The organism is Sphingomonas sp. URHD0057, assembly GCF_000620665.1.
GTDB lineage: Bacteria > Pseudomonadota > Alphaproteobacteria > Sphingomonadales > Sphingomonadaceae > Sphingomicrobium.
Genome location: NZ_JIAU01000008.1, coordinates 106,964 through 129,734 on the forward strand (window position 1 = coordinate 106,964; position 22,771 = coordinate 129,734).

Consider the following 22,771-nt stretch of genomic DNA (forward strand, 5'->3'; position numbering starts at 1 on the left):
TTCGCGCTTGCACAAAAGCGCCCGCCCGCCCCATCTTAGCGCCGTGCTGAGGCAATATGAGCTGGTCGAGAAGATCAGGACCTATGACCCCGATGCGGACGAGGGCCTGATCAACCGCGCCTACGTCTTCTCGATGAAGGCGCATGGCAGCCAGGTTCGCGCCTCCGGCGATCCCTATTTCAGCCACCCGATCGAGGTCGCCGGGATCCTCACCGACCTGAAGCTTGACGACCAGACGATCGTCACCGCGATCCTCCACGACACGATCGAGGATACGCTGGCCACCACCGAGGAAATCGAACGGCTGTTCGGCAAGGACGTCGCTCGCCTGGTCGACGGGGTCACCAAGCTGTCGAAGATCGAGGCGCAATCGGAGAATGAGCGCGCCGCCGAAAATCTTCGCAAGTTCCTGCTGGCGCTCAGCGACGACATTCGCGTGCTGCTGGTGAAGCTCGCCGATCGCCTGCACAACATGCGCACACTCCATCATATCCCGTCGGAGGAGAAGCGCCACCGGATCGCACGCGAGACGATGGATATCTATGCCCCGCTGGCCGAGCGTATCGGCATGTACGAGATGATGACCGAGATGCAGACGCTCGCCTTCCGCGAGCTCGAGCCGGACGCCTACGCCTCGATCACCCGGCGCTTCAAGCAGCTGCACGAGCAGGGCGGCGATCTCGTCAGTCGCATCGGCCTCGGGCTCCAGCTTTACCTCGCCGACAATGGCCTCGAGGCGGAGGTCATCGGCCGCCAGAAGCATCCCTATTCGATCTGGAAGAAGATGGCCGAGCGGCACATCAGCTTCGAGCAATTGTCCGACGTCATGGCGTTTCGGATCATCGTCGCCGACCCCACCGAATGCTACCGCGCACTCGGCCTGATCCATCGCCGCTGGCCGATGGTCCCCGGCCGCTTCAAGGATTACATCTCGACCCCCAAGCGCAACGGCTACCGCTCCCTGCACACGTCGGTGATCCACGATTCCAAGATGCGGATCGAGATCCAGATCCGCGACCGGGGGATGCACGACCAGGCCGAGCGCGGGCTGGCGGCGCACTGGGCCTACAAGGAAGGCAAGCCGGCCGCCGATATCCATGTCCCCTGGGTCGATGACCTGGTCGAGATTCTGGAACATGCGGAAAGCCCGGAAGAACTGCTCGAGCACACCCGGATGGCGATGTACCAGGATCGGATCTTCGCCTTCACTCCGAAGGGCGAGCTGATCCAGCTGCCCAAGGGCGCGACGCCGGTCGACTTCGCTTATGCCGTGCACACCGATCTCGGCGACCGCACCGTCGGGGCCAAGGTCAACGGCCGCGTCGTCCCGCTGCGGACGATGCTCGAGAACGGCGACCAGGTCGAAATCCTCGCATCCGAAGCGCAGCACCCGCAGCCCTCCTGGTTACGCTTCGTCACCACCGGCAAGGCCCGCGCCGGCGTTCGCCGATTCGTCCGCCACAAGGAGCGCGAGGAAACGGTCGAGCTTGGCCGCAAGATCTATGACGAGATCGTCGCGCGCTTGCCCGCCGAACTCGACAAGGACGCGCTCAAGCGCGCGCTCAAGAAGCTGAAGATCGAGGGCGAGGACGAGCTGATGATCGCGATCGCGCGCAAGCGCGTAAACGACGAAGCGCTGATGGAAGCGCTGATGCCCGGCTCAGCCGGCGCCGACGTCGCCCCGCGTCCGCTCGGTCAACGCCAGGCCATCTCGATCAAAGGCCTGACACCCGGCGTCGCCTACCATCTCGCGAGCTGCTGCCATCCGATTCCCGGCGACCGCATCGTCGGGCTGCGCCGCGAAGACGAGGAGATCGAGGTGCATGTCATCGGCTGCGACACGCTGGCCAGCGGAGTCGATGCCGATTGGCTCGACCTCGCCTGGGGCGAAGGCTCAGACGGCGGCGCGGCGCGGCTCGCGGTGATCCTTCGCGACATTCCGGGCGCGCTTGGAACGATGTCCGGCATCCTCGGCGCGAAGCACGCCAACATCATCAATCTTCAGCTCGTCCACCGCGACGGCAACTTCCACACCTTTCACCTCGACATCGAGGTACACGATCTCGCGCACCTGCACGCGATCATCGCTGCGCTTCGGGATGCCGAGCCGGTTTCGAGCGTCGAGCGGATCTGACGTTTCTCCCTGGCCGAAGGCTGGGAGGGGCAACTACACCCGCGCAGCTTCGCGCTGCTGGCGGGCCTGCGCGTCTCCGCCGGCAAGCACGGCCAGCATCACCAGATCCGAGGCGCTTGCCGTCATCGGTGCGATTTGCACCGGATATTCGAGGCCAAGCACATAGGGGCCGAGTACGCTCTCGCCGCTCACCGCGCGCAGCAGCTTGGTCGACAGGCTGGCCGACTGGAGCCCCGGCATCACCAGGATGTTGGCTGGGCCGGACAGGCGGCTGAACGGATAAAACCGCTGCTGCATTTCATAGTTGAGCGCCACGTCGGGCGCCATTTCGCCCTCATACTCGAAGTCGGTGTGGAAGCCGTCGAGCAAGGTGACCGCACCGCGCAGCTCTTCGATATGCATCCCGGGCGGGTTGCCGAAGGTCGTGTAGCTGATGAAGGCGACGCGCGGCTCCAGCCCCATGCGCCGCGCGAACGCCGATGAGCGCAAGGCGATCGCCGCATATTGCTCGCACGTCGGCCGCTCGGTGACGGCGGTGTCGGCGATCAGCACGGTGTGGCTGCGACTGACGATGACATTGATCCCGAACGGGGTCGCTTCCGGCTCGTCATCGATCACGGTGCGCACCTGCTTCAGCGATTGGCTGAACGGGCGAGTGGTGCCGGTGATCATCGCATCCGCCTCGCCTAGCGCGAGCATCGCGGCGGCGAAGAAGTTGCGGTCTTGGTTGACCATGCGCTCGATCTCGCGGCGCAGCAGCCCGTGGCGCTGATGCTTCTCGTAAATGTAGTCGACCGCGCGTCCGACCAGCGGCGAGTTGCGGCTGTTCAGCACCTCGTAGGATTGCGGGTCTTCGACCCCTAACTCCTTCAGAAGATTGTACACCTCGTCGCGGCCGACCAGCACCGGCGTTCCGTAGCCGCCCTCCTTGAAGGCGATTGCGGCGCGCAGCACGTTGGGCTCCTCTCCCTCCGCGAACAGGACGCGCTTGGGGTTCGTGCGCGCAGATTCATAGGCCAGGCTCATCACCCCGACCGTCGGGTTGAGCCGAGCGCGCAATTCCTGCCGATAGGCCTCCATGTCGTCGATCGGCTTTTGCGCGACTCCCGTCCGGATCGCGGCCTCGGCCACCGCTGAGGCGACGACCTCCATCAGCCGCGGATCGAACGGCGCCGGAATGATGTAGTCGCGCCCGAAGCTTTGCGACCGCCCGCCGTAGGCCGCCGCGACTTCCTCGGGTACCGGCTCGCGGGCGAGCTCGGCCAGTGCTTCGGCCGCGGCAATTTTCATCTCTTCATTGATCGCGGTCGCCCGCACGTCGAGCGCGCCGCGGAAAATGAAGGGGAAGCCGAGGACATTATTGACCTGGTTGGGATAGTCCGAGCGCCCGGTCGCGATGATCGCATCGGGCCGCGCTTCACGCGCGATCGGCGGCGAAATCTCGGGGTCGGGGTTGGCCATGGCGAAGATGATCGGTTCGTCGGCCATCGATTTCACCATCTCGGGCGACAGGACGTTGGCCGCGGACAGGCCGAGGAAGACGTCGGCCCCGACACAGGCGTCGGCCAGAGTCCGCGCCTCCGTCTCAACCGCATGCGCCGACTTCCACTGGTCGAGGTCAGTGCGATCCTTGTGGATCACGCCCTTGCGGTCGCACATTATGACGTTGTCGCCGCGCACCCCCATCGCCTTGGCGAGCTCGGTGCACGCGATCGCCGCGGCTCCGGCCCCGTTCACGACGACCTTGACGTCGGCCAGCGCGCGATTGGTCAGCAGGCATGCGTTGATCAGTCCCGCGGCGGTAATGATCGCGGTCCCGTGCTGGTCGTCATGGAAGACCGGGATCTTCATCCGCTCGCGCAGCGTCTGTTCGATCACGAAGCAGTCGGGGGCGGCGATGTCTTCGAGGTTGATCCCGCCGAAGCTCGGCTCGAGCAGCTCGACCGCGTCGATGAATCTTTGCGCATCCTCGGTCGCGACTTCGATGTCGATCGCGTCGACGTCGGCAAAGCGCTTGAACAGCACCGCCTTGCCTTCCATCACCGGCTTGGAAGCCAATGCGCCAAGGTTGCCGAGGCCGAGGATCGCGGTGCCGTTGGAGATCACCGCGACGAGGTTGCCCTTGGCGGTGTAGTCATAGGCGCGCGTCGGCGTCTCCGCGATTGCCAGAACCGGAACGGCAACGCCGGGCGAATAAGCAAGCGCCAGGTCGCGCTGCGTCGCCATCGGCTTCGAGGCGATGATCTCGATCTTTCCCGGCCGGCCCTTCGAATGATATTCGAGCGCTTCGGCCTCGGTGTATTTGACGTTGCTTTCGGACATGGCGCGGGCCTTAGCGGATAGCGCCGCAAAGTGTCACGCGCGCGACAATCGATGCTCGCGCGCTTGGCCTTCGCCCGCTACCAAAGGCCATGGCTCGCGCCGATGCTCCAACCCCGATGATGATTCAGTATCGCCGCCTCAAGGAGGAAGCCGGCGACGCTTTGCTGTTCTATCGGATGGGAGACTTTTTCGAACTGTTCTTCGACGACGCGAAGGTCGCCGCAGCCTGCCTCGACATCGCGCTGACCAAGCGCGGCGCGGACGCCGGCGAGCCGATCCCGATGTGCGGCGTCCCTGCCCATTCGGCCGAATCCTACCTCGCGCGCCTGATCAAGGGCGGGCATCGTGTCGCCATTGCCGAGCAAACCGAGAGCCCAGCCGAAGCGCGCAAGGCCCGCGGCTCTAAGGCGCTCGTAGAGCGCGCCATCATCCGTCTCGTCACGCCAGGCACGCTGACCGAGGAGACCCTGCTCGACTCGGGATCCGCCAACTGGCTGGCGGCGGTCGGCCGCGCCGGCGACGACTGGGCGATCGCCGCCGCCGACATTTCTACGGGCAGATTTGAACTCGTCAGCTGCGGGCCCGGCGAGCTTGCCGCTGAGCTCGCACGGCTGGCGGCGGCCGAAGTGATCGCGGACTCTGCAGTTCCGGGAATCGAAACAATTCCCGGCAAAGGCGGGTTTGACAGCGTCGTCGGCGAGCGGTCGCTCAAGAGCCGGTTCGGTCTCGCGACCCTCGACGGCCTTGGATCGCCCTCGCGGGCCGAGCTCGCCGCCGCGGGCGGCCTTCTCACCTATCTCGACGCGACTCAAAAGGGCGCGGGCATTCTGCTCGAGGCGCCGCGTCGAATCTCGCGCGCCAGCCACATGGCGATCGACGCTGCCAGCCGCGACAGCCTCGAACTCGTGCGCTCGGTCTCCGGAAGTGCCGCCGGAAGCCTGCTCGGAGAGATCGACCGCTGTCAAACGGCGGGCGGGAGACGCCTTCTCAGCGAGGACATTGCCGCACCGCTCACGGACAAGCCGGCGATCGATGCCCGCCTCGCACTGGTCGCCTGGCTGCATGAGGACGCGCTTCGCCGCGAGCGGGTCCGGGTCGCACTCAAAGGATTGCCGGACTTTGCCCGCGCCCTGGCGCGCTTGGCCGCCGGTCGCGGAAGTCCGCGCGACCTCGCCTTGCTCCGTGACGGGCTCGGCGGGGCCGCCGCGCTTCGTGCCGAGCTCGACTCACAGCCCGACCGGCCGCGGCTGCTCGACGAGTTGCTACCCCGCCTGGGCGGTCATGCGGCGGTAGTTGATCGGCTGCGCTCTGCCCTCGTCGATTCCCCGCCGATCGATTCGTCGAAAGGGGGCTATATCGCGCCCGGCTATGACGCCGTGCTCGATGCCCTGCGCGATGCTGCGTCGAACGGCCGGCGGGCAATCGCCGCCCTGGAAACCAGATACCGCGAGGCGACGGGGATCCCCTCGCTCAAGATCCGGCACAATGCGGTCCTTGGCTATCATGTCGAAGCCTCGGCTCGGCACGCCGACCGGCTGATGGCGCCCGACAGCGGTTTCACGCATCGTCAGACGCTCGCTGGCGTCGTCCGCTTCAATTCGCCCGAGCTCCACGAAGAAGCTTCGCGGGTGATCGAGGCCGGCGCTCATGCGCTCGCCGCCGAGTCGGCCCACGCCGAGGAGCTGACGGTCCTTGCGCTCGCCTCGGCTCCGTCGATCACGGCGACCGCCGATGCCCTCGCCCGGATCGACGTCGCCGCAAGCCACGCAACGCGTGCGGCAGACGGCGGATGGGTGCTGCCCCAACTCACCGACGAGCCATGTCTCGAGATCGAGAGCGGCCGCCATCCGGTCGTCGAAAGCGCGCTCCGCGACGGCGGCGACCGCTTTGTCGCCAACAGTCTCGCGATGGGTTCCGCGGATCGCCTGTGGCTGATCACCGGGCCGAACATGGGCGGCAAGTCGACCTTCCTGCGCCAGACCGCGCTGATCGCCGTGCTTGCCCAGTCGGGCAGCTTCGTTCCGGCCAGCCGCGCGAAGATCGGCGTCGTCGACCGTCTCTTCAGCCGCGTCGGCGCCTCCGACAATCTCGCGCGCGGCCGCTCGACCTTCATGGTCGAGATGGTCGAGACCGCCGCGATCCTCGCCCAGGCGACGCCGCAAAGCCTCGTCATTCTCGACGAGATCGGCCGTGGCACGTCGACCTACGATGGACTCGCGATCGCCTGGGCGGTGGTCGAGGCGATGCACGACGACGTCAAGTGCCGCACATTGTTCGCGACCCATTATCACGAGCTAACTCGGCTAGCCGGACGGCTCGACTGCCTGTCGCTCCATCATGTTCGCGCGCGCGAATGGAAAGGCGACCTGGTCCTGCTGCACGAAGTCGCCGACGGCGCCGCCGACCGCAGCTATGGCATCGCGGTCGCCAAGCTCGCGGGGCTGCCGCCGGCAGTGGTGTCGCGCGCTCGCTCGGTACTGACCAAGCTCGAGGCAGGCCGCGACGCGACCGGCGGGATCGCCGCCGGCCTCGACGATCTACCCCTGTTCGCGGCGGCCGCTCCTGCCGAGCAGCAGCCTGATCCGGTAGCTGCCGCGCTTGCCGACCTAAATCCCGACGCACTCAGCCCGCGCGAGGCGCTCGAGCAGCTCTACGAGCTCAAACGGCTGGCTCAATCGTCGCCGGGCGTGTCGTAACCGGTCACCGCCTCGTACATCGCGGTCAGGGCGGCGCGCTCCGCCTCGTCGAGCTCGGGCCGCCATATTTCGAACAGCAACACGGCGCGCGCCGACGGACCATTATTCCACGCCTCATGCTCGAAGCTGTCGTCGAAGATCATCGCCTTGCCCTCGACGACTTCGCGGGTTTCGGCACCGACGCGAAGGCTGCAGTCGCCGGGGACAACCAGCGGGACATGGCAGATCAGCCGCGTGTTGAGCATGCCGGTGTGCGGGGGGATATGCGTCCCCGACTTGAGGATGGAGATCATCGCCATCGGCGAGCGGCCAGCGATCCGCGGAACCGGCGGAAGCTCGAGCAGGCGCATGATCAGCGGCACGCGGGCGGCGTTCTCCTCGACCCGTTCACCCTCCTTCCACAAATGGAATGCGCTCCAACTCGCATCGTTGAGCAGGCTGTGTCCCCGCGACGCGCGTTCGCTATGCTCCCGCACATAGGGTTCGAGCCCACGTTCATCGGCAAGCACGGCTTCAACCTCGGCGCGCATGTCCGGCACCGCAGCCTCCAGCTCAGCGACCCAAGGAAATGCGGCGCCATCGTACCAGGCGCGCTGCGGCAGCCCCGGAAAGTAGAAGCTGGTTGGCTGCTGCAAGTAGACCGGCTGCTCGCCGGAGGCGATGCCGAGCGCTTCGGCGAACCGGGGCGGAACTGCGTCGAACCCACGCTCGGTGAGCGTTCGTTGCAGCTTCGCCTGAAAGCGTTGCTCCGCTTCAGCGACGACCTTTTCCGCCCGGGCAACTCGTTCGGCAAGATCGCCTGGAGAGCCCTGGATCGCGGCGGCCGCGCGCAATCCCATGCGATAGAAGGACACCGCGGCCCGATCGTCTCTGCCGCGCGCGTAAATGTCGCCTTTCATCAGGAGCGCGAATGTGTTGACCTTATCTATCCTCAGGACCTGGTCGAGCGCCGCCAGCGCCGCCGTGCGATCGTCGAGCCCGTCGCAGGCCTGGGCCAGGAACAGCCAGGCCTGTGCCGAGCCGGTGCCCGATCGGGTCACGGCATCGAACGCGTCGCGGGCGGTCGTGAAATCGCCGTTCTGCAGCGCGGAGATGCCGCGTCCCGCTTCGGCTTCGAGGCCCGTTCTCTGCATCTGCATGGTGGCGGTATAACGACAGTCAATTGGGCCGCCAACGCGGGCCAACTATGCGCTTGGGGAGCGCGGCCCTCCCATGCCATTAGGATCTTATGCCGAGCGGCCGCCCCGGATCTCTCAACGACCAGCGTGCGATCATCGACCGCCGGCTGATCGCGGACCGCATCCAGCAGCTTCGCGCGGGCAGGAACCACAATCGCGAGGCGACCGAGATCCTTCGCTCGGCCCTTGCCGAGGGACGCAAGGAAATCGCCCGACGGCTCGCCGCGCAGCCGGGCGAGGGCCGTGCCGCAGCACAAGCGACCGCCTTCCTGCACGACCAGATGGTTCGCCTCGTGTTCGATTTCGTCGGTGAGGTGCTCGAAGGGCCCGTCACCGGAATCGCCTTGGTGGGGCTTGGCGGCACCGGGCGCGGCGAGATGGCCCCGGGGAGCGACCTCGACCTGATGGTTCTCACCGCCAAGGCGCCCGGGCCCAGCGAGGAGCAAGCCGCCGAAGCCATCCTTCACCTGCTGTGGGACCTCAAGATCAAGGTCGGTCATTCGATTCGTTCGACCAACCAACTGATCGCGCTCGCGAAGAAGGACATGACCGTGCGGACCGCCTTGCTCGAAGCGCGCTGGCTGTGGGGCGACAGCGCGCTGTTCGATCTCGCGATGCGACGCTTCCGCAAGGAGGTCGTGGCCGGGACCGCCGCCGAATTCGTCGGCGCCAAGCTCACCGAGCGGGACCAGCGGCATCTTCGGATGGGCGACAGCCGCTACGTCGTCGAACCCAACGTGAAGGACGGCAAGGGCGGTTTGCGCGACCTCCATACGCTCTATTGGATCGGCAAATATGTTCACGGCGTGGAGCGCCCGTCGGACCTGGTAGGAGCCGGTTTGCTGACCGCCGCCGAGTTCAGGCGCTTCGACCGCGCCGAGCGCTTCTTCTGGTCAGTCCGTTGCCACCTGCACTTGCTCGCCGGGCGCGCCGAGGAACGGCTGAGCTTCGAATATCAGCCGCGCATCGCACAGATCATGAATTACGCCGACCGCCCGGGAAAATCCGCCGTCGAGCGCTTTATGCAATTCTATTTCCTGAACGCGAAGGCCGTCGGCGACCTCACCGGCGTGTTCCTCGCGCAGCTCGACGAGCAACTCGGCAACAAGGGCTTCCGCTTCGCGCTGCCTACGCTTCGCCGCCGGCCCAAACGGCTCGGTGGCTTCGTGCTCGACCGCGGGCGCATCTCGATCCCGTCCGACGACTTCCTTCAGTCCGATCCGATCCGCCTGCTCGAAATCTTCGCCCTTGCCGCCGCCGAGCAGCTCGAGATTCATCCCACCGCGATGCGTGCTGCAGCGCGCGATTGCGGACTGATCGGCAGGAACATCCGCGACGACGTTCGAGCCAATTCATTGTTCATGGAGGTGCTGACTAATGTGCACCATCCCGACCACGTCCTTCGCTGGATGAATGAAGCGGGGGTGTTCGGGCGGTTCGTTCCCGACTTCGGGCGGGTCGTCGCGCAGATGCAGTTCGACATGTATCACCACTACACTGTCGACGAGCATTCGATCAGGGCGATCGGCTTGCTCGCGGCGATCGAGCGCGGTGAGCTGAAACAGGATCACCCGCTCTCGACCGCGATCATCAAGCAGATCGCCTCCCGCCGCGTGCTTTATGTCGCGGTGCTGCTTCACGACATCGCCAAGGGCCGCGGCGGCGACCACAGTGTCATCGGCGCCGAGATCGCGCTCAGGCTCGCCCCGCGGTTCGGCCTCGACCCCGCCGAAACCGAAACCGTGTCGTGGCTGGTCCGCTACCATCTCCTGCTGTCATCGACGGCGTTCAAGCGCGACCTCGCCGACCCCAAGACGATCGAGGACTTCGTTCGCCAGGTGCAAAGCCCGGAGCGATTGCGGTTGCTGCTGATCCTGACCGTCGTCGACATCCGCGCGGTCGGACCGGGCGTGTGGAACGACTGGAAGCGGATGCTTCTGACTACCCTGTTCGAGGCCGCCGAGGAACGGCTGCGGCTGGGCCATAAGCAGCATGGCCGCGCCGAGCTGGTCGAGGCGCGCCAGAAGGAGCTCGCGGCCGAGCTTGGCTGGAAGGCCACCGCCATTCGTGCGCACACCCGCCGTCTGCCCGACAGCTACTGGCTCGCCGAGCCCCTGCCATGGCAGGTCGCCAACGCCCGGCAAGTTGCGCTCGCCGAGGCGCGGATCGGCGAGCGGCGGCCGAGCGTGTCGGTTGAGAACGACGCGCAAAGCGGCGCCACGCGCGTCAGCGTCTTTACCCCGGACCGCGAAGGCCTGTTCTACCGCGTTTGCGCGGGCCTCGCCGAAGCCGGCGCCAATATCATCGACGCCCGAGTCCATACCACCCGCGATGGCCAGGCGCTCGACAACCTTCTGGTGCTTGACGGCCGGGGCAGCGCTTATCTCGACCGGCGCTTGCGCAACCGGCTGGCCAAAGCGGTCGAAGCGGCGCTGCTGAAGACCGATGCGCCTCCCCTTCCCTCATCCGCCGCAAGCGCGCCCAGGACCAGCGCTTTCGAGGTCGCACCCTCGGTTGCGATCGCCGACCGGGCGTCGACCCGAACCACCGTCGTCGAAGTGAATGCGCGCGACCGGCCGGCCTTGCTGGCCAGCCTGGCGGCGGCAATTCATTCGCAAGGGCACCAGCTGCACTCGGCTCATATCGCCACCTACGGCGAGCGCGCGGTCGACGTTTTCTATCTGACCCGCGCCGACGGGCGAAAGCTCACCGACGCGGACGCCGAAGCTTTACGATCGGTCCTGTTGCGCGCCGCGACCGAGCCGGAGCGCGCTCAAGCGGCCTGACGCGCCTTAGCCACGCTCACCCCTCTCCACCGGAGGTGGCGGCGGCGGCGGTGGCGGCGGCGCCGGGCACGCCGCATCGGCCACGATGATCGATCCGTCGGGGCAGGTCTGCGTCGCCGGCGGCGGTGGCAGGGGTGGAGGCGGCGGCGGCGGAGCGACGCGCACGGCCGGGCTCCATTTGAATCGCGCCGTCACGCCGAACGTCCGCGGTTCGCCGAGGAACGCGCCGTAAAGCTGGGTTGCGCGCGGGTAGAAGCCGGACTCGACGCCGCGCTGCGTGGTTCCCGACGGAACGCTCTGCAGCGGCGCGTCGAACGCGACCTGTTCGAAATTCTTGTCGAACAGGTTTTGCGCCCACAGCTCGATCCCCCAGCGATCATCGTCCCCGTGAACGCCGACGCGGGCGTTGACGGTTGCGTAGCCTTTCTGGGTCTTCTCGATGTCGAGGTCCGAGCCGGTGTTATATTTGCTGGTGTAGCGCACGTCGGCGTAGAGGAGCCCGCGGATGCCCGACCCACCGAGCAGCGGGGTCCAGGCGAGCGAGCTCGTCAGTGTCCACTTGGGCGCGTTGGACACCTGCCGTCCGGGCAACTGGAACAAAGCGCTGGTCAGCGCGATCCCGTTCGCTCCCACGAGGTCATGGCGATATTTGGTGTCGGCCATAGTGACGCCACCATTCACGGCGAGATCGCGCATCGGCCGGGCGAAAACCTCAAGCTCGAAGCCCTGGCTGCGGACGCCTGGCCGCGTCTTGCCGGTGCACGCGTCGTTCGCATCGTCGTTGTCGGTATCGCCGCCGTTCAGGCTGTCGCTGCAGCTGTTGATGTTGGCGACGACGAAATTCAATCCGTTGAAGGTGTTCAACTGGAAGTCCTTGAACATCTCGCGGAACAGGGCGACGTTGACGTCGATCCCGGGCCCGTTGAACTTCGCGCCGAGCTCGAAGGCGTCGACGGTCTCGGGCTTGAACTTCAACGCGTCAAAATTGGTTTGCGGGAGGACCGCTCCATTGCCGCCGACGCGCAACAGCGCCGCGCGGTCCAGGTTAAACCCGCCGGCCTTGTATCCGCGCGAATAGCTCGCATAGGTCAAAAGCCGATCGGTCGGCTTGTAGCTCAGCACCGCGGTGCCCGAGATTTTGCCTTCCTTTATGCTGTCCGATTCATGGAAGCTTCCGCCGGGCACGCTCGGCACGAACACGCACGGAATTTGCCGCAAGGCGGCGAGCGCGGGGCTCGAGGAATAGAAGGTGCACAGCGTGTTGTTGTCGGCGAGCGCCCCGGCGAGAGTTTTCTTCTCGTGCGTGTAGCGCGCGCCGACGGTCAGCTTCAGCTGATCGGTGATCGAGAAGATGTTGTGCGTGAACAGCGCCCAGTTGTTGCTGGTCTGGTTCCACTGGTCGTTGGCGGCGACACCGGCGAGCGACAGGCCCGGGAATCCGGAGATCGTCGCGATGTTCGAATAGCCGCTGTTGGTAAATGGCGGGGCGGCAAAGTTCGGACCGCCCAGGGCGGTCAGATCGAGCCGGGCAAAGGCCGCCAGCGCCGTCGCGTTCGAACCGACGTGGGGCAGGAGCGCGCCTGCGACGGCCGGGTTGAAGCACGTCGGACTCGCGGGGTTTGCCAAGGATGGAGTGCCCGTCAAGCCAGCGAAATTAAGCGCGGTCAGGCAGTTCGCCCATCTCGGAAAATCCGCGCCGTAGGTGACGTTGTCGCGGACCCTCAGCTTCTCATTGGCGTAATAGCCGCCGACCAGCCAATCGAGCCGGTTGCCCCACGAATTGCCTTGGAGGCGCAGTTCCTGGGTGAAGGTCTTGAACCGGTTGGAGTATCCGCCGTCATCGTCGCGGTAGAGGATGTCGAGATTGTTGAAGTCGGCGTCCTGGCCGCGGATCAGGCGGTTGTAACGATAGGCCGTGATGGAGGTCAGCTCGGCCCACCCCATGTCGTAAACAGCCTCGCCGGAAATCCCGTAATCGTTGACCCGGTTATTGTAGTTGCGGCCCGGCGTGATCGCGACATGGCGGTGATACGGATCATCGTTGATGATCCCGCCGAGTGCACGGGCAAATGCGGCGACGGTCGAAGGTTGCGGACCGGCGGCAGTGAAATCCCGCGCCGGCAGATAGACGGCCGCGCAGCATTCCTCATTGCGGTGCGAATAGTCGCCGATCAGGCGGAACGAGAAATCGTCGCTCGGCTGGAACAGCGCCTGTCCGCGCACCATCCAACGGTTGCGCTCATTCACCCGCCGGCCCGAAACGTCATCCTTGAGGAAGCCGTCGCGCTTGGACCAAACCGCATCCAGCCGGGCTGCGACGCTGTCGCCGAGAGGACCCGTAATGCTGCCTTCGAGGCGGCGCATGCCGAAATTGCCGATGTCCGCCTGGCCGCTCGCTTCGGGGGTGAAGCGAGGCTTCGCGGTGATCACGGATATGAGGCCGGCCGAAGTGTTGCGGCCGAACAAGGTACCCTGCGGGCCGCGCAGTACTTCGATTCGATCGAGGGGTCCCAGCTCGGTGAAGCCGACCCCGGTGCGCGAGCGGTACACGCCGTCAATGAACAGGCCAACCGAGCTTTCGAGACCCGGATTGTCGCCGACCGTGCCGATGCCGCGGATGCGCGCGACCGCCGCGCCGGCTTCCGACGTGGTCGATGATACGAGCAGGGACGGGGACAGCTGGTTCAGCTGCCGGATATCGGTCGCGCCCGAATATTCGAGTTGCTGCGCGGTCACAGCGCTGACGGCGAGCGGCACGTCCGACAATGCCTGGTTGCGGCGAGTCGCGGTGATCACGATGTCGCTGGTGTCGACCGGCTGGGCTTCCCGCGCCTGGTCCTGGGTTGCCGCCCCTTCGGCAGCGCCAGGCGTCGGCTGCGCCGCCTGCTTGTCGGTATCTGTAGCGGACTGCGAGGTCTGCGCGAATGCCGGCGTTGCGGCCACAACCATAGCTGCCGACAGCAGCCACGCGGACTTGCGGATCATGTTTTCTCTCCCCTGTTGGGCACGGCCCAAGGGGAAAGCTAATCCTGATCAACTGCGAAAGGAAGCAAGCGCGACGTCAGCGCAACGCAAATGGCGCCGCTCTGAAGCACAATTGCAACAGGAGCGAAACGAATCCGCGGCTATTTGGGCGAGAGCACCATCAGCATCTGGCGGCCTTCCATGCGCGGGTGCGCCTCGACCTTGGCCATCTCGGCGGTCTGTTCCTGGACCCGGCGCAGCACCGCCATGCCAAGCTCCCCATGCGCCATTTCGCGGCCGCGGAAGCGCATCGTGACCTTGACCTTGTCCCCCTCCTCGAGGAACTCGAACACCTTCTTCATCTTGGTGTCATAGTCGTGGTCGTCGATGTTCGGACGCATCTTGATCTCCTTGATCTCCTGCGTCTTCTGCTTCTTGCGCTGCTCGTTGGCCTTCTTCTGCGCCTCGTATTTGTAACGTCCGATGTCGAGGAACTTGGCGACGGGAGGGTCCGAGTTGGGAGAAATTTCGACCAGGTCGAGCCCGACTCCCTGCGCTTGTTCGAAGGCTTCGCGCGTATACATCACGCCCAGGTTTTCGCCGTTTTCATCGATCACCCGCACCTTCTGTGACTGGATGAACTCGTTGTAGCGGGGGCCACTCATCGGCGGCGGGGGCGCCATTCCTCGGCGCGGATAGGGCGGTGGTATAGCGAAGACTCCGTTGTGATTGCTCGAAGCGTGCGAGTTAGGCGCTTAACCGCCCGATGAAAAGGTTGGGCGGGCGGATTGGTGTGATTTTTGCCGCAAGCTGTGGCGGCGTGGCGTCAGCGAAGGTCCGGCGGAACTGCCTCCGCTCGGATCATTTCGACCGCTTCGTCGAGGCTCATCATTTTCTGATGCTCGTCGCTGCCGAGACGGCGCAGGGCGACGCTGCGCTCATCCGCCTCGCGCTTGCCGACGACGAACAGCAGCGGAACCTTGGCGAGGCTGTGTTCGCGCACCTTGTAGTTGATCTTCTCGTTGCGGAGGTCCGCCTCGGCGCGAATGCCCGCGGCGCGCAGCTTGCCGAGTACCTCGGCGGCATAATCGTCAGCGTCCGACACGATCGTCGCGACCACTGCCTGCACCGGCGCCAGCCACAGCGGGAACCTGCCCGCATAATGCTCGATCAGGATGCCGATGAACCGTTCGAACGTGCCGATGATCGCGCGGTGGAGCATCACCGGGCGGTGCTTCTGGCCGTCCTCGCCAACGTAGCTCGCGTCGAGCCGCTCGGGCAGCACGGTGTCGGTCTGCATCGTGCCGACCTGCCACGTCCGGCCGATCGCGTCGGTCAGGTGGAACTCGAGCTTGGGCGCGTAGAAGGCCCCCTCGCCCGGCAGCTCTTCCCAGCCGAACTCCTCAGTGTTGCGGCCGGTCGCCGCCACCGCGTCGCGCAGGCTCTGCTCGGACCAGTCCCACATTTCGTCGGAGCCGAAGCGCTGATCGGGCCGAAGCGCGAGCTTGATCGCGTAGCTGTCGAAGCCGAGCTCGCGGTACATCTCGTCGAGCAGATCGCAGAATTGGCGCACTTCCTCGACTAGCTGGTCCTCGCGGCAGAAGATGTGGGCGTCGTCCTGGGTGAACTGGCGCACGCGGAGGATGCCGTGGAGGGCGCCGTGCGGCTCGTTGCGGTGGCAACAACCGAACTCGGCGAGCCGCAGCGGCAGGTCGCGGTAACTGGTGATGCCCTGCTTGAAGACCTGGACGTGGGCCGGGCAGTTCATCGGCTTCAAGGCCATCCACTGCGCGTCGCCCGAGATCACCGGCCCTTGTTCTTCGGTGCTCGGGATTTCGTCGGGCACCACGAACATGTTCTCGCGATACTTGCCCCAGTGGCCCGACTGCTCCCACAGCCGCGCGTCCATGAGCTGCGGGGTCTTGATCTCCTGATAGCCGGCGGCGTCGAGCTTGCGGCGGATGTAGGCCTCGAGCTGGCGCCAGATGACGTAGCCGTTGGGGTGCCAGAAGACGCTGCCGTGCGCTTCCGCCTGGAGGTGGAACAGGTCCATCTCCTGACCGATCTTGCGGTGGTCGCGCTTGGCCGCCTCTTCGAGCCGCACGAGGTAGGCGTCCAGCTGCTTCTTGTTGAGCCAGGCGGTGCCGTAGATCCGCGACAGCATCGGGTTTTTGGGATCGCCCCGCCAATAGGCGCCGGACACGCGGGTCAGCTTGAACGATTGCGGGTCGAGCTTGCCGGTCGAGGCAAGGTGCGGCCCGCGGCACAGGTCGATCCACGCATCCGCGCGGTCGCCGGAGCGATACATAGTTATCGGCTCGCCATCGGGCAGCTCCATCACCCACTCGGCCTTGAACGCCTCGCCTTGCTTCTCGAACAGGGCGCGTACGTCCTCGCGCTGCCACACTTCGCGGATCAGCGGCACGTCGGTAGCGATGATCCGCCGCATCTCCTCCTCGATCGCCGGCAGCTCCTCTTCGGTGAAGGGTCCGTGCTCCGCAGTCGGCGCGAAGTCGTAATAGAAACCGTCGTCGGTCGCTGGGCCGAAGGTGATCTGCGTCCCGGGATAAAGCTTCTGCACCGCCTCCGCGAGGATGTGAGCGAAGTCGTGACGCACCAGCTCGAGCGCGTCGGCCTCGTCGCGCGAGGTGATCAGCGCCAGGGTCGCATCGCCTTCGAACGGCCGCATGATGTCGCGCACCTCGCCGTCGACCTTGGCCGCGAGCGCCGCCTTGACCAGCCCCGGCCCGATCGCCGCCGCGACATCGGCCGGCGTCGAGCCTTCAGGCATTTCCCGGACCGAGCCGTCGGGAAGCGCAATCTTGAACATCTTGGTCATTAGGCCGGGCATGTAGCGACGGCGGGGCAGCGCCTCAACTGCGCGCATGATGCCGCCTGGGGTTCCTTGGCGTCTGATCGACGAAGAACGCGTTCTGCTCCGCGGTCCTGGCGGACTGGATCAAGGCGTCGATGTCGCGGCGCCGGTGCGGCTGCAGGCCGATCGCGCCCCTGCGCCACCATCAGGCTGAGGCTCCCCAACACGCTTTCTTAATGGCAACGGGCTAGACGGCTGGGCTCGACCTCTCACGCGTGGGACAGCAGTGCAGAAGCTCCGGTCCATTCAGGTGCTGCGCGGACTGGCGGCCTGTGCGGTCGTCTTCCTCCATGCTTATCCGGATCCTAACGGGCCCGTCGGCAATGCCGGCTACGGGGCAGCGGGCGTCGACCTGTTCTTCGTGATCTCCGGCTTCATCATGGCCAGCGTCTCGCAAGGACGGACCGCAGGGCAGTTCCTCGGTGACCGGCTGTGGCGGATTTACCCCTTGTGGTGGGTTGCGGTGCTGCCGTGGCTGTTCATGGTGCCGCGCGGACCGACGTTCCTGGTCTCCAGCCTGACCCTGTGGCCGATCTATGGTGGCGGCTACTTTGTGCCGGTGCTCAAAGTCGGCTGGACGCTCAGCTTCGAGCTTCTGTTCTACCTCGCCATGACCGCAGCGATCGCGACGCGCGCCGCCGTCCCGCTGGCGCTTTACGCGCTGTTCCTGGTCGGTGCACTGGCAACCTCCAGTCCGCTACTTCACTTCCTCGGCAGCCCGATGGCGCTCGAGTTCCTGATGGGGGTGCTGATCGCCCGGCTTCCGCGGCGCCCCGCCGTGGGCATCTTGCTTCCGATCGGCATCGCACTGTTTGCCTGTACGTCGGCCGGCGTCGGCGACGTCGAAGCCTCGCTGGGGCCGCAATGGGCGCTATGGCGCGCGCTCCTGTGGGGCGTTCCGGCTGCGCTCGTCGTCTGGGGCACGCTGTCCCTCGACCGGGTCTTCAAGCACCGCGCCTTCGACGTCCCCGTGGCGCTCGGCGACGCGTCTTACTCCATTTACCTGTTCCATCCGCTGGTGGCTTACGGCCTCGACCTCGCCTGGCCGGCCCGCATTCTCCTTGCCGCCGGGGTTGGCTGGGCGATGCATCTGCTGGTCGAGACGAGGCTTTTGCACCTGCGCAAGCGCGCCTTCGCAATTCGCCCGACGTTCGCCGTATCGTAAAGCACCCTTGACAGCGATCTCCGATCCGATGTAATGTTCGCTTTACTATTCGGAAAGGGATCTTGTCATGACTTGGAACGCGGCCATGAAGCGATACAATTGGCGCGTACTCTGGTTGAGTGCACTTTACGCCATTTTCCTGATCGGCGCGGTTTACGGCTTCAAACATCGGCTTTTTGCCGGTCCGAGCGCTTATCTCGCTGCGATCCTGCCCGCCTTGCCGATTGTCGGCATTTTCGCCGCGATGGGCCGCTACCTAGTCGAGGAGCAGGACGAATATGTGCGCATGTTGATGGTCCGCCAGTCGCTCTGGGCAAGCGGATTTGCGCTTAGCGTTGCCACCGTTTGGGGCTTTCTCGAGAACTTCAACCTCGTCACTCATGTCGATGCTTATTCGATTGCGATCGTCTGGTTCTTCGGCCTCGGCGTCGGATCGATCATGAACAAGCTCACCCTCGGCTCCACGGTGCGCTGCTGATGGAAAACCGCCTTCGCCTCCTGCGCGCCGAGCGCAGCTGGAGCCAGCAGGGCCTTGCCGAGCGCCTCGAAGTGTCGCGCCAGAGCGTGAATGCGATCGAGACCGGCAAATACGATCCCTCGCTGCCGCTCGCGTTCCGGATCGCCGAGCTGTTCGACCGACCGATCGAGGACATTTTCGTGTCGCCCTCGCGCCGCAGCTCGAAGGCCATCTAGCCCGCTGCTAGGCGGTTTCGACCGGCCCGAGCGCTTCGTCGAGGATCGCTTCCGCCTTGAGGAACAGCTGGGTGTCCACAATCACCCCCGATGCATGGGCATTCTCGATCACCTGCTCGGGACGAGACGCGCCGATGATCGCCGAGGCCACGTTGGGCTCGCGGAGAACCCAGGCGAGCGCGAACTGCGGCAGAGTCAGCCCGGCCTCCTCGGCGATGGGCTTCAATGACTGGACGGCGCGCAGCACGCCGGGCTGCATCAGCCGGTCCATCCAGCCGCCCATCGATTCGCTCGCTGCCCGCGAGTCACCCGGTGGCGGCCGGTCGGGGTCGTATTTTCCTGTCAGCACGCCCTGCCCCAGCGGCGACCAGACGATTTGCGAAATGCCGTTGGCGGCGCAAAGCGGAATCACCTCGTCCTCGGGCTCGCGCCACAACATCGAATATTGCGGTTGGCTCGAGACGAACCTCGCCACCCCGGTCATGTCCAGCGCGGCCTGGATCCGTTCCGCCGGCCATTCCGAAAAGCCGATATAGCGCGTCTTGCCGCTGTCGACGGCGCGGGTCAGCGCCTCCATCGTCTCTTCGAGCGGCGTGTCCCAGTCGTAACGGTGGCATTGATAGAGGTCGACGTAATCGGTTCTCAAACGCTGCAGCGAGGCGTCGATCTGCTTTTCGATCTGAGCGCGCGACAGGCCACGATCGCTCTCGCTCATCGGGAAATAGACTTTGGTCGCGAGCACGTAGCTGTCGCGGGGCCAGCCCGCGAGCGCCTCCCCGAGGAAAGTCTCAGCGGCCCCGCGGCCATAGACGTTGGCGGTGTCGATGAAATTGATGCCTTGGTTGAACGCCTCTTCGAGGCAGGCGCGGGCTTTGTCCGCTTCGACCCCGACGCCATAGGTGAGCCACGAGCCGAGAGAGATTTCGGAAACTTCGAGGTCGCTGCTGCCGAGCTTGCGGGTCTTCATGCCTGTCTCCACGCCCCGCCCACCGCAGCCCTGCTCCCGAGCGCCGCCGCGCGCAAGCGCAGCGACGGTTGCGGGGACCGGCCGATCGTGGAAGAGACTGATTCAACAGGGGAAGAATCAATGAAGTTGATGGTGATCGGCTTTCCGAAGTCGGGCACGACCAGCTTGACCGAGGCGCTGACCGCCAGCGGCTTCCGGCCGGCGCACTGGCGAACTCATGCCGGAAGGTTCGTCGGCTCGCTGATCTATCAGGCGATCTATCGCGGCCTCGAGCCGTTCGCGCTGCTCGAGCGCTATGACGCCATCACCCAGGCCGACGTGTGCCTGCCCTCGTTGCAGCTCAATTTTTGGCCGAACCTGGATTTCGCGGTCCTGAGCGCGATCCGCAGGGCGCACCCGACCTGCCTCCTGTTGCTCAATTACCGCCGGCCCGAGGCGATCGCCGACGGAATCATGAAATGGGACGATTTGCAGCAGCGAGTCGCCATGTCGTCGATCCCAGGCCTGCCGGTCGGGGTTGGTGACAAGCGCGAGGAGCTGATCACCTGGATCGAAAATCACTTCGACGCGTGCCGCCGCTTCTTCGCCGGCGACGAGCATTTCCTCGAGCTCGACATTGAGAGCGCCGTCGCGCCGGCGCGACTCAGCAAGGCGCTCGGCATGGAGATTGTCGGTTGGGCCGATCGCAAGGCCGTGACCTACGAGGACGAGCTCGCCGTGCTTCCGCCTGGGAAATATCGCGATATTCGCAAAGGATGAGCGGTGCCGGTCCAACCTTCGTCGAAATTGGTACGCGGCGGATTGCCTATCGATTGCGCGAGGGCGTCGCTCCGACGCTCGTCTTCTTTCCCGGCTATGCGTCGGACATGCAGGGCGCGAAGGCGCTGGCCCTCGATGAATTCGCTGCCCGCCGCGGCCTTGGCATCGTGCGGTTCGACTATTCCGGGACCGGCTCGAGCGGCGGTCTCTTCGAAGACGGGGCTCTGGAGCTGTGGATCGAGGAATCGCTTGCGGTTGTCGACCGGCTCACCACCGGTCCGCTGATTCTCATCGGCTCATCTATGGGCGGCTGGATCGCCCTCCACGTCGCCCTTCAGCGACGACCGCGGGTAATGGCGCTCGTCGGGATCGCGGCCGCACCCGATTTCACCCAATGGGGCTTCAGCGATGGCAACGCCGCCGAACGGCAGGGACTGTCCCGAACATTCTGGGAATCGGGCCAGCGTCACCTGTTGCTCGAAGCTGGGATCGGGCTCGACTGCCCGGTCCGGCTCGTTCACGGCGAGTGCGACACCGATGTCCCGCTGGAGGTGGCGTTTCGGCTGATGCGCGCGCTCCATTCAGCGGATGTCCAGCTTCAGGTGATCAAGGGCGGGGGCCACCGCTTGTCGGAGCCGCATGAGATCGACGCGATCCTGCGCACCGTCGCCGCCCTCACGGAGCCCGAATGATCCTCTATCTTGCCGCCGCTATCGCCGCCGCCGCGCCGTCGGCGGGCGTCTGCCCCGATGTCGTCACTCCCGAAGCGATGATTTGCCGAGCGCTCGACGCGCAGAAGCGCGGCGATCCGGAGGCCGGCGCGCAGGCATTCGAGGAAGCGGCCAAGGCGTCCCCGGAAAAGGACCCGGCAACGGCGCGGATGTGGGCCGCGGCGGGCAATATGTGGCTGGCGGCCGAGCAGCCGGCCAAGGCCGCGGCGGCGCTCGACCGCGCGCTTAAGCTTCCCGGCCTCGAGGCCGCCCAACATGGCGAGGCCCTGCTCGACCGGGCTCGCGCCGCCGAGGCGCAAGGCGATCTCAGGACCGCGCGGACAAAGCTGGGAGAGGCCGCAGCCTCGGTCGCCGACGACCCCTTCTATTGGTATTTCTCCGCCGCGCTGGCGATCCGCGAGGGCGACCGCGGCGTAGCCCAATCGGCGATCACCAAGGCCCTCAATCTCGCGCCGTCGGACCCGACGGTCCTGTTCGAAGCGGGTCACGTCGCCGACTTCCTCGGCGACCAGGACAAGGCGCGGAATTACTGGGGGCGAGCCGCAGCGCGCGACCCGCACGGCCCGATCGGCAAAGCCGCCGCCAAGGCGCAGGAACTGCTCGGCGTCACTCCGACCGTAAAAATGGAAACGCAGCCGTCGAAGTAAACGGCTACGCCCCGCCGACTAGCCGAGATCATAGTCAATCGTCGTTACGACGCGGACTTTCTGGAAGGGTGTGCTGCCTCCGGACGAACCGCAGTCGTCGCAATCCTCGCCATCCCGCGCACCGACTGAAAAATAGCCTTGGCTCGCAGTCTTGAGCCGTCCGACCGCGACACCGCTGTCGCGCGCGAATTGCTCCGCGCTCAAGCGCGCGTTCCGAGTTGCTTCGGCGATCATCTCCGGCTTGAGATCGTTAAGCTTGGTGAAGCTGTAAGTAACGTTGCTCCCGGACAACTCGACTCCGTCGCGCAGCAGCTCCGCCTGGCGTGTATAAGCCGAGCGTGCTCTCAAAACGTCGTTGGTTCTGAGCTGGAGCGACCGGCTGACGGTCAGCTTTTGCGGACCGACCGGCTTTCCGTCCCGATCTCTCGGCTGTTCGCGACTCAGGTCGACGTTGCTGTCCGTGATGTCGCCCGGCCGAAAGCCGGCGCGCAGGAAGAACGCCTTCACGGAGCGCGCCTGCTGATCGACCGACTCCTGGACGGGTCCAAGTTCGGTCCCTTGGTGCGAAAAGGCGATCGTCCAGGTGGCGAGATTGGCGGTGACATTTCGCTCTGAGACGCCGCGGACGGTGACCGTCCGGTGCTCCGCCATTTTGGAACGACGCAATCCATCGCCAAGCGCGTAGCCGCTGGTGGTGAGACCGACGCCGAAAATCGCGACCGCGCCCAAAAGGACGACGCGGCTGTCCTGCAGCTTGTGGATCATGGGATGAAAACCCGTGCGTTCGTCCGCATATACGAGCAGCCACCGGTCATGATCGCCGGTCACGGCTGCGACGAACCGTGTATTTATAG

Annotated in this window: 16 protein-coding genes; 9 read left to right on the top strand and 7 right to left on the bottom strand. The window is 65.6% G+C overall.

The annotated features are described in order from the left end of the window. Positions 1-43: 43 nt before the first annotated feature. On the top strand, positions 44-2,134 hold the full coding sequence (locus tag N539_RS0107435; protein ID WP_028969767.1) for a RelA/SpoT family protein: 2,091 nt from the start codon (positions 44-46) through the stop codon (positions 2,132-2,134). Between the two features lie 33 nt (positions 2,135-2,167). Here N539_RS0107435 and N539_RS0107440 read toward each other — a convergent pair whose 3' ends face one another. Beyond that, the gene (locus tag N539_RS0107440; RefSeq protein WP_028969768.1) at positions 2,168-4,456 is read right to left on the bottom strand and encodes an NADP-dependent malic enzyme; all 2,289 of its coding nucleotides are present in this window, start codon (positions 4,454-4,456) and stop codon (positions 2,168-2,170) included. 89 nt (positions 4,457-4,545) lie between these two features. Between N539_RS0107440 and mutS the strand changes: the two genes are divergently transcribed. Continuing rightward, complete coding sequence (gene mutS / locus N539_RS0107445) at positions 4,546-7,152, top strand: DNA mismatch repair protein MutS (protein WP_028969769.1); 2,607 nt, start codon at positions 4,546-4,548, stop codon at positions 7,150-7,152. Here the strand turns inward: mutS and N539_RS0107450 are convergent. Next, positions 7,128-8,291, bottom strand: coding sequence for an aspartyl/asparaginyl beta-hydroxylase domain-containing protein (locus N539_RS0107450; protein WP_051531613.1), 1,164 nt, complete (start codon positions 8,289-8,291; stop codon positions 7,128-7,130). The two genes, mutS and N539_RS0107450, sit on opposite strands and share 25 nt — an antisense overlap. Before the next feature lie 89 nt (positions 8,292-8,380). Between N539_RS0107450 and N539_RS0107455 the strand changes: the two genes are divergently transcribed. Next, positions 8,381-11,116: a [protein-PII] uridylyltransferase gene (locus N539_RS0107455; protein ID WP_028969771.1), complete on the top strand. Its 2,736-nt coding sequence runs from the start codon at positions 8,381-8,383 to the stop codon at positions 11,114-11,116. A gap of 6 nt (positions 11,117-11,122) precedes the next feature. Here the strand turns inward: N539_RS0107455 and N539_RS15955 are convergent, their stop codons facing one another. The 3 genes from N539_RS15955 to thrS form a co-directional block, all read right to left on the bottom strand. After that, a complete protein-coding gene (locus tag N539_RS15955; protein ID WP_231462950.1) occupies positions 11,123-14,101 on the bottom strand; it encodes a TonB-dependent receptor in 2,979 nt (992 codons plus the stop codon). Between the two features lie 140 nt (positions 14,102-14,241). Further along, on the bottom strand, positions 14,242-14,763 hold the full coding sequence (gene infC, locus N539_RS0107465) for a translation initiation factor IF-3 (protein ID WP_028969772.1): 522 nt from the start codon (positions 14,761-14,763) through the stop codon (positions 14,242-14,244). Between the two features lie 143 nt (positions 14,764-14,906). After that, on the bottom strand, positions 14,907-16,919 hold the full coding sequence (gene thrS / locus N539_RS0107470) for a threonine--tRNA ligase (protein ID WP_028969773.1): 2,013 nt from the start codon (positions 16,917-16,919) through the stop codon (positions 14,907-14,909). 262 nt (positions 16,920-17,181) lie between these two features. On the opposite strand from thrS, the gene N539_RS0107475 reads away from it, so the two are divergent. The 3 genes from N539_RS0107475 (at position 17,182) to N539_RS0107485 (ending at position 18,813) form a co-directional block, all read left to right on the top strand. Further along, on the top strand, positions 17,182-18,120 hold the full coding sequence (locus N539_RS0107475) for an acyltransferase family protein (protein ID WP_028969774.1): 939 nt from the start codon (positions 17,182-17,184) through the stop codon (positions 18,118-18,120). Positions 18,121-18,205: 85 nt separating this feature from the next. Continuing rightward, positions 18,206-18,598 carry a hypothetical protein gene (locus tag N539_RS15960; protein WP_231462952.1) on the top strand — a complete coding sequence of 131 codons (393 nt, stop codon included), beginning with the start codon at positions 18,206-18,208 and terminating at the stop codon, positions 18,596-18,598. Continuing rightward, positions 18,598-18,813, top strand: a complete 216-nt coding sequence (locus tag N539_RS0107485; RefSeq protein ID WP_028969775.1) for a helix-turn-helix transcriptional regulator — start codon at positions 18,598-18,600, stop codon at positions 18,811-18,813. Before N539_RS15960 ends, N539_RS0107485 begins: the two co-directional genes overlap by 1 nt. 7 nt (positions 18,814-18,820) lie before the next feature. On the opposite strand, the gene N539_RS0107490 is transcribed toward N539_RS0107485, so the two are convergent. Beyond that, positions 18,821-19,780, bottom strand: a complete 960-nt coding sequence (locus N539_RS0107490) for an aldo/keto reductase family protein (protein ID WP_028969776.1) — start codon at positions 19,778-19,780, stop codon at positions 18,821-18,823. A 120-nt stretch (positions 19,781-19,900) separates the two neighbouring features. On the opposite strand from N539_RS0107490, the gene N539_RS15965 reads away from it, so the two are divergent. The 3 genes from N539_RS15965 to N539_RS15970 are packed head-to-tail and all read left to right on the top strand — an operon-like array spanning position 19,901 to position 21,917. Then, entirely contained in the window at positions 19,901-20,539 is a 639-nt protein-coding gene (locus N539_RS15965; RefSeq protein WP_197018369.1) for a sulfotransferase, read from the top strand. Next, positions 20,536-21,231 (top strand): alpha/beta fold hydrolase, encoded by a 696-nt coding sequence (locus N539_RS0107500; RefSeq protein ID WP_037552544.1) that lies wholly within the window; start codon positions 20,536-20,538, stop codon positions 21,229-21,231. Before N539_RS15965 ends, N539_RS0107500 begins: the two co-directional genes overlap by 4 nt. Further along, positions 21,228-21,917 carry a tetratricopeptide repeat protein gene (locus N539_RS15970; RefSeq protein ID WP_051531614.1) on the top strand — a complete coding sequence of 230 codons (690 nt, stop codon included), beginning with the start codon at positions 21,228-21,230 and terminating at the stop codon, positions 21,915-21,917. Before N539_RS0107500 ends, N539_RS15970 begins: the two co-directional genes overlap by 4 nt. 18 nt (positions 21,918-21,935) lie before the next feature. Here the strand turns inward: N539_RS15970 and N539_RS0107510 are convergent, their stop codons facing one another. After that, complete coding sequence (locus N539_RS0107510) at positions 21,936-22,682, bottom strand: SIMPL domain-containing protein (protein ID WP_028969778.1); 747 nt, start codon at positions 22,680-22,682, stop codon at positions 21,936-21,938. Between the last annotated feature and the right edge of the window lie 89 nt (positions 22,683-22,771).

Bases quoted from the DNA above. Each gene is read 5' to 3' on its own strand.
- N539_RS0107510 (WP_028969778.1), bottom strand. From the start codon at position 22,682: ATGATCCACAAGCTGCAGGACAGCCGCGTCGTCCTTTTGGGCGCGGTC.
- N539_RS0107490 (WP_028969776.1), bottom strand. From the start codon at position 19,780: ATGAAGACCCGCAAGCTCGGCAGCAGCGACCTCGAAGTTTCCGAAATC.
- N539_RS15960 (WP_231462952.1), top strand. From the start codon at position 18,206: ATGAAGCGATACAATTGGCGCGTACTCTGGTTGAGTGCACTTTACGCC.
- mutS (WP_028969769.1), top strand. From the start codon at position 4,546: ATGGCTCGCGCCGATGCTCCAACCCCGATGATGATTCAGTATCGCCGC.
- N539_RS15965 (WP_197018369.1), top strand. From the start codon at position 19,901: ATGAAGTTGATGGTGATCGGCTTTCCGAAGTCGGGCACGACCAGCTTG.
- N539_RS0107455 (WP_028969771.1), top strand. From the start codon at position 8,381: ATGCCGAGCGGCCGCCCCGGATCTCTCAACGACCAGCGTGCGATCATC.
- infC (WP_028969772.1), bottom strand. From the start codon at position 14,763: ATGGCGCCCCCGCCGCCGATGAGTGGCCCCCGCTACAACGAGTTCATC.
- N539_RS0107440 (WP_028969768.1), bottom strand. From the start codon at position 4,456: ATGTCCGAAAGCAACGTCAAATACACCGAGGCCGAAGCGCTCGAATAT.
- N539_RS15970 (WP_051531614.1), top strand. From the start codon at position 21,228: ATGATCCTCTATCTTGCCGCCGCTATCGCCGCCGCCGCGCCGTCGGCG.
- N539_RS0107485 (WP_028969775.1), top strand. From the start codon at position 18,598: ATGGAAAACCGCCTTCGCCTCCTGCGCGCCGAGCGCAGCTGGAGCCAG.
- N539_RS0107450 (WP_051531613.1), bottom strand. From the start codon at position 8,291: ATGCAGATGCAGAGAACGGGCCTCGAAGCCGAAGCGGGACGCGGCATC.
- N539_RS15955 (WP_231462950.1), bottom strand. From the start codon at position 14,101: ATGATCCGCAAGTCCGCGTGGCTGCTGTCGGCAGCTATGGTTGTGGCC.
- N539_RS0107500 (WP_037552544.1), top strand. From the start codon at position 20,536: ATGAGCGGTGCCGGTCCAACCTTCGTCGAAATTGGTACGCGGCGGATT.
- thrS (WP_028969773.1), bottom strand. From the start codon at position 16,919: ATGACCAAGATGTTCAAGATTGCGCTTCCCGACGGCTCGGTCCGGGAA.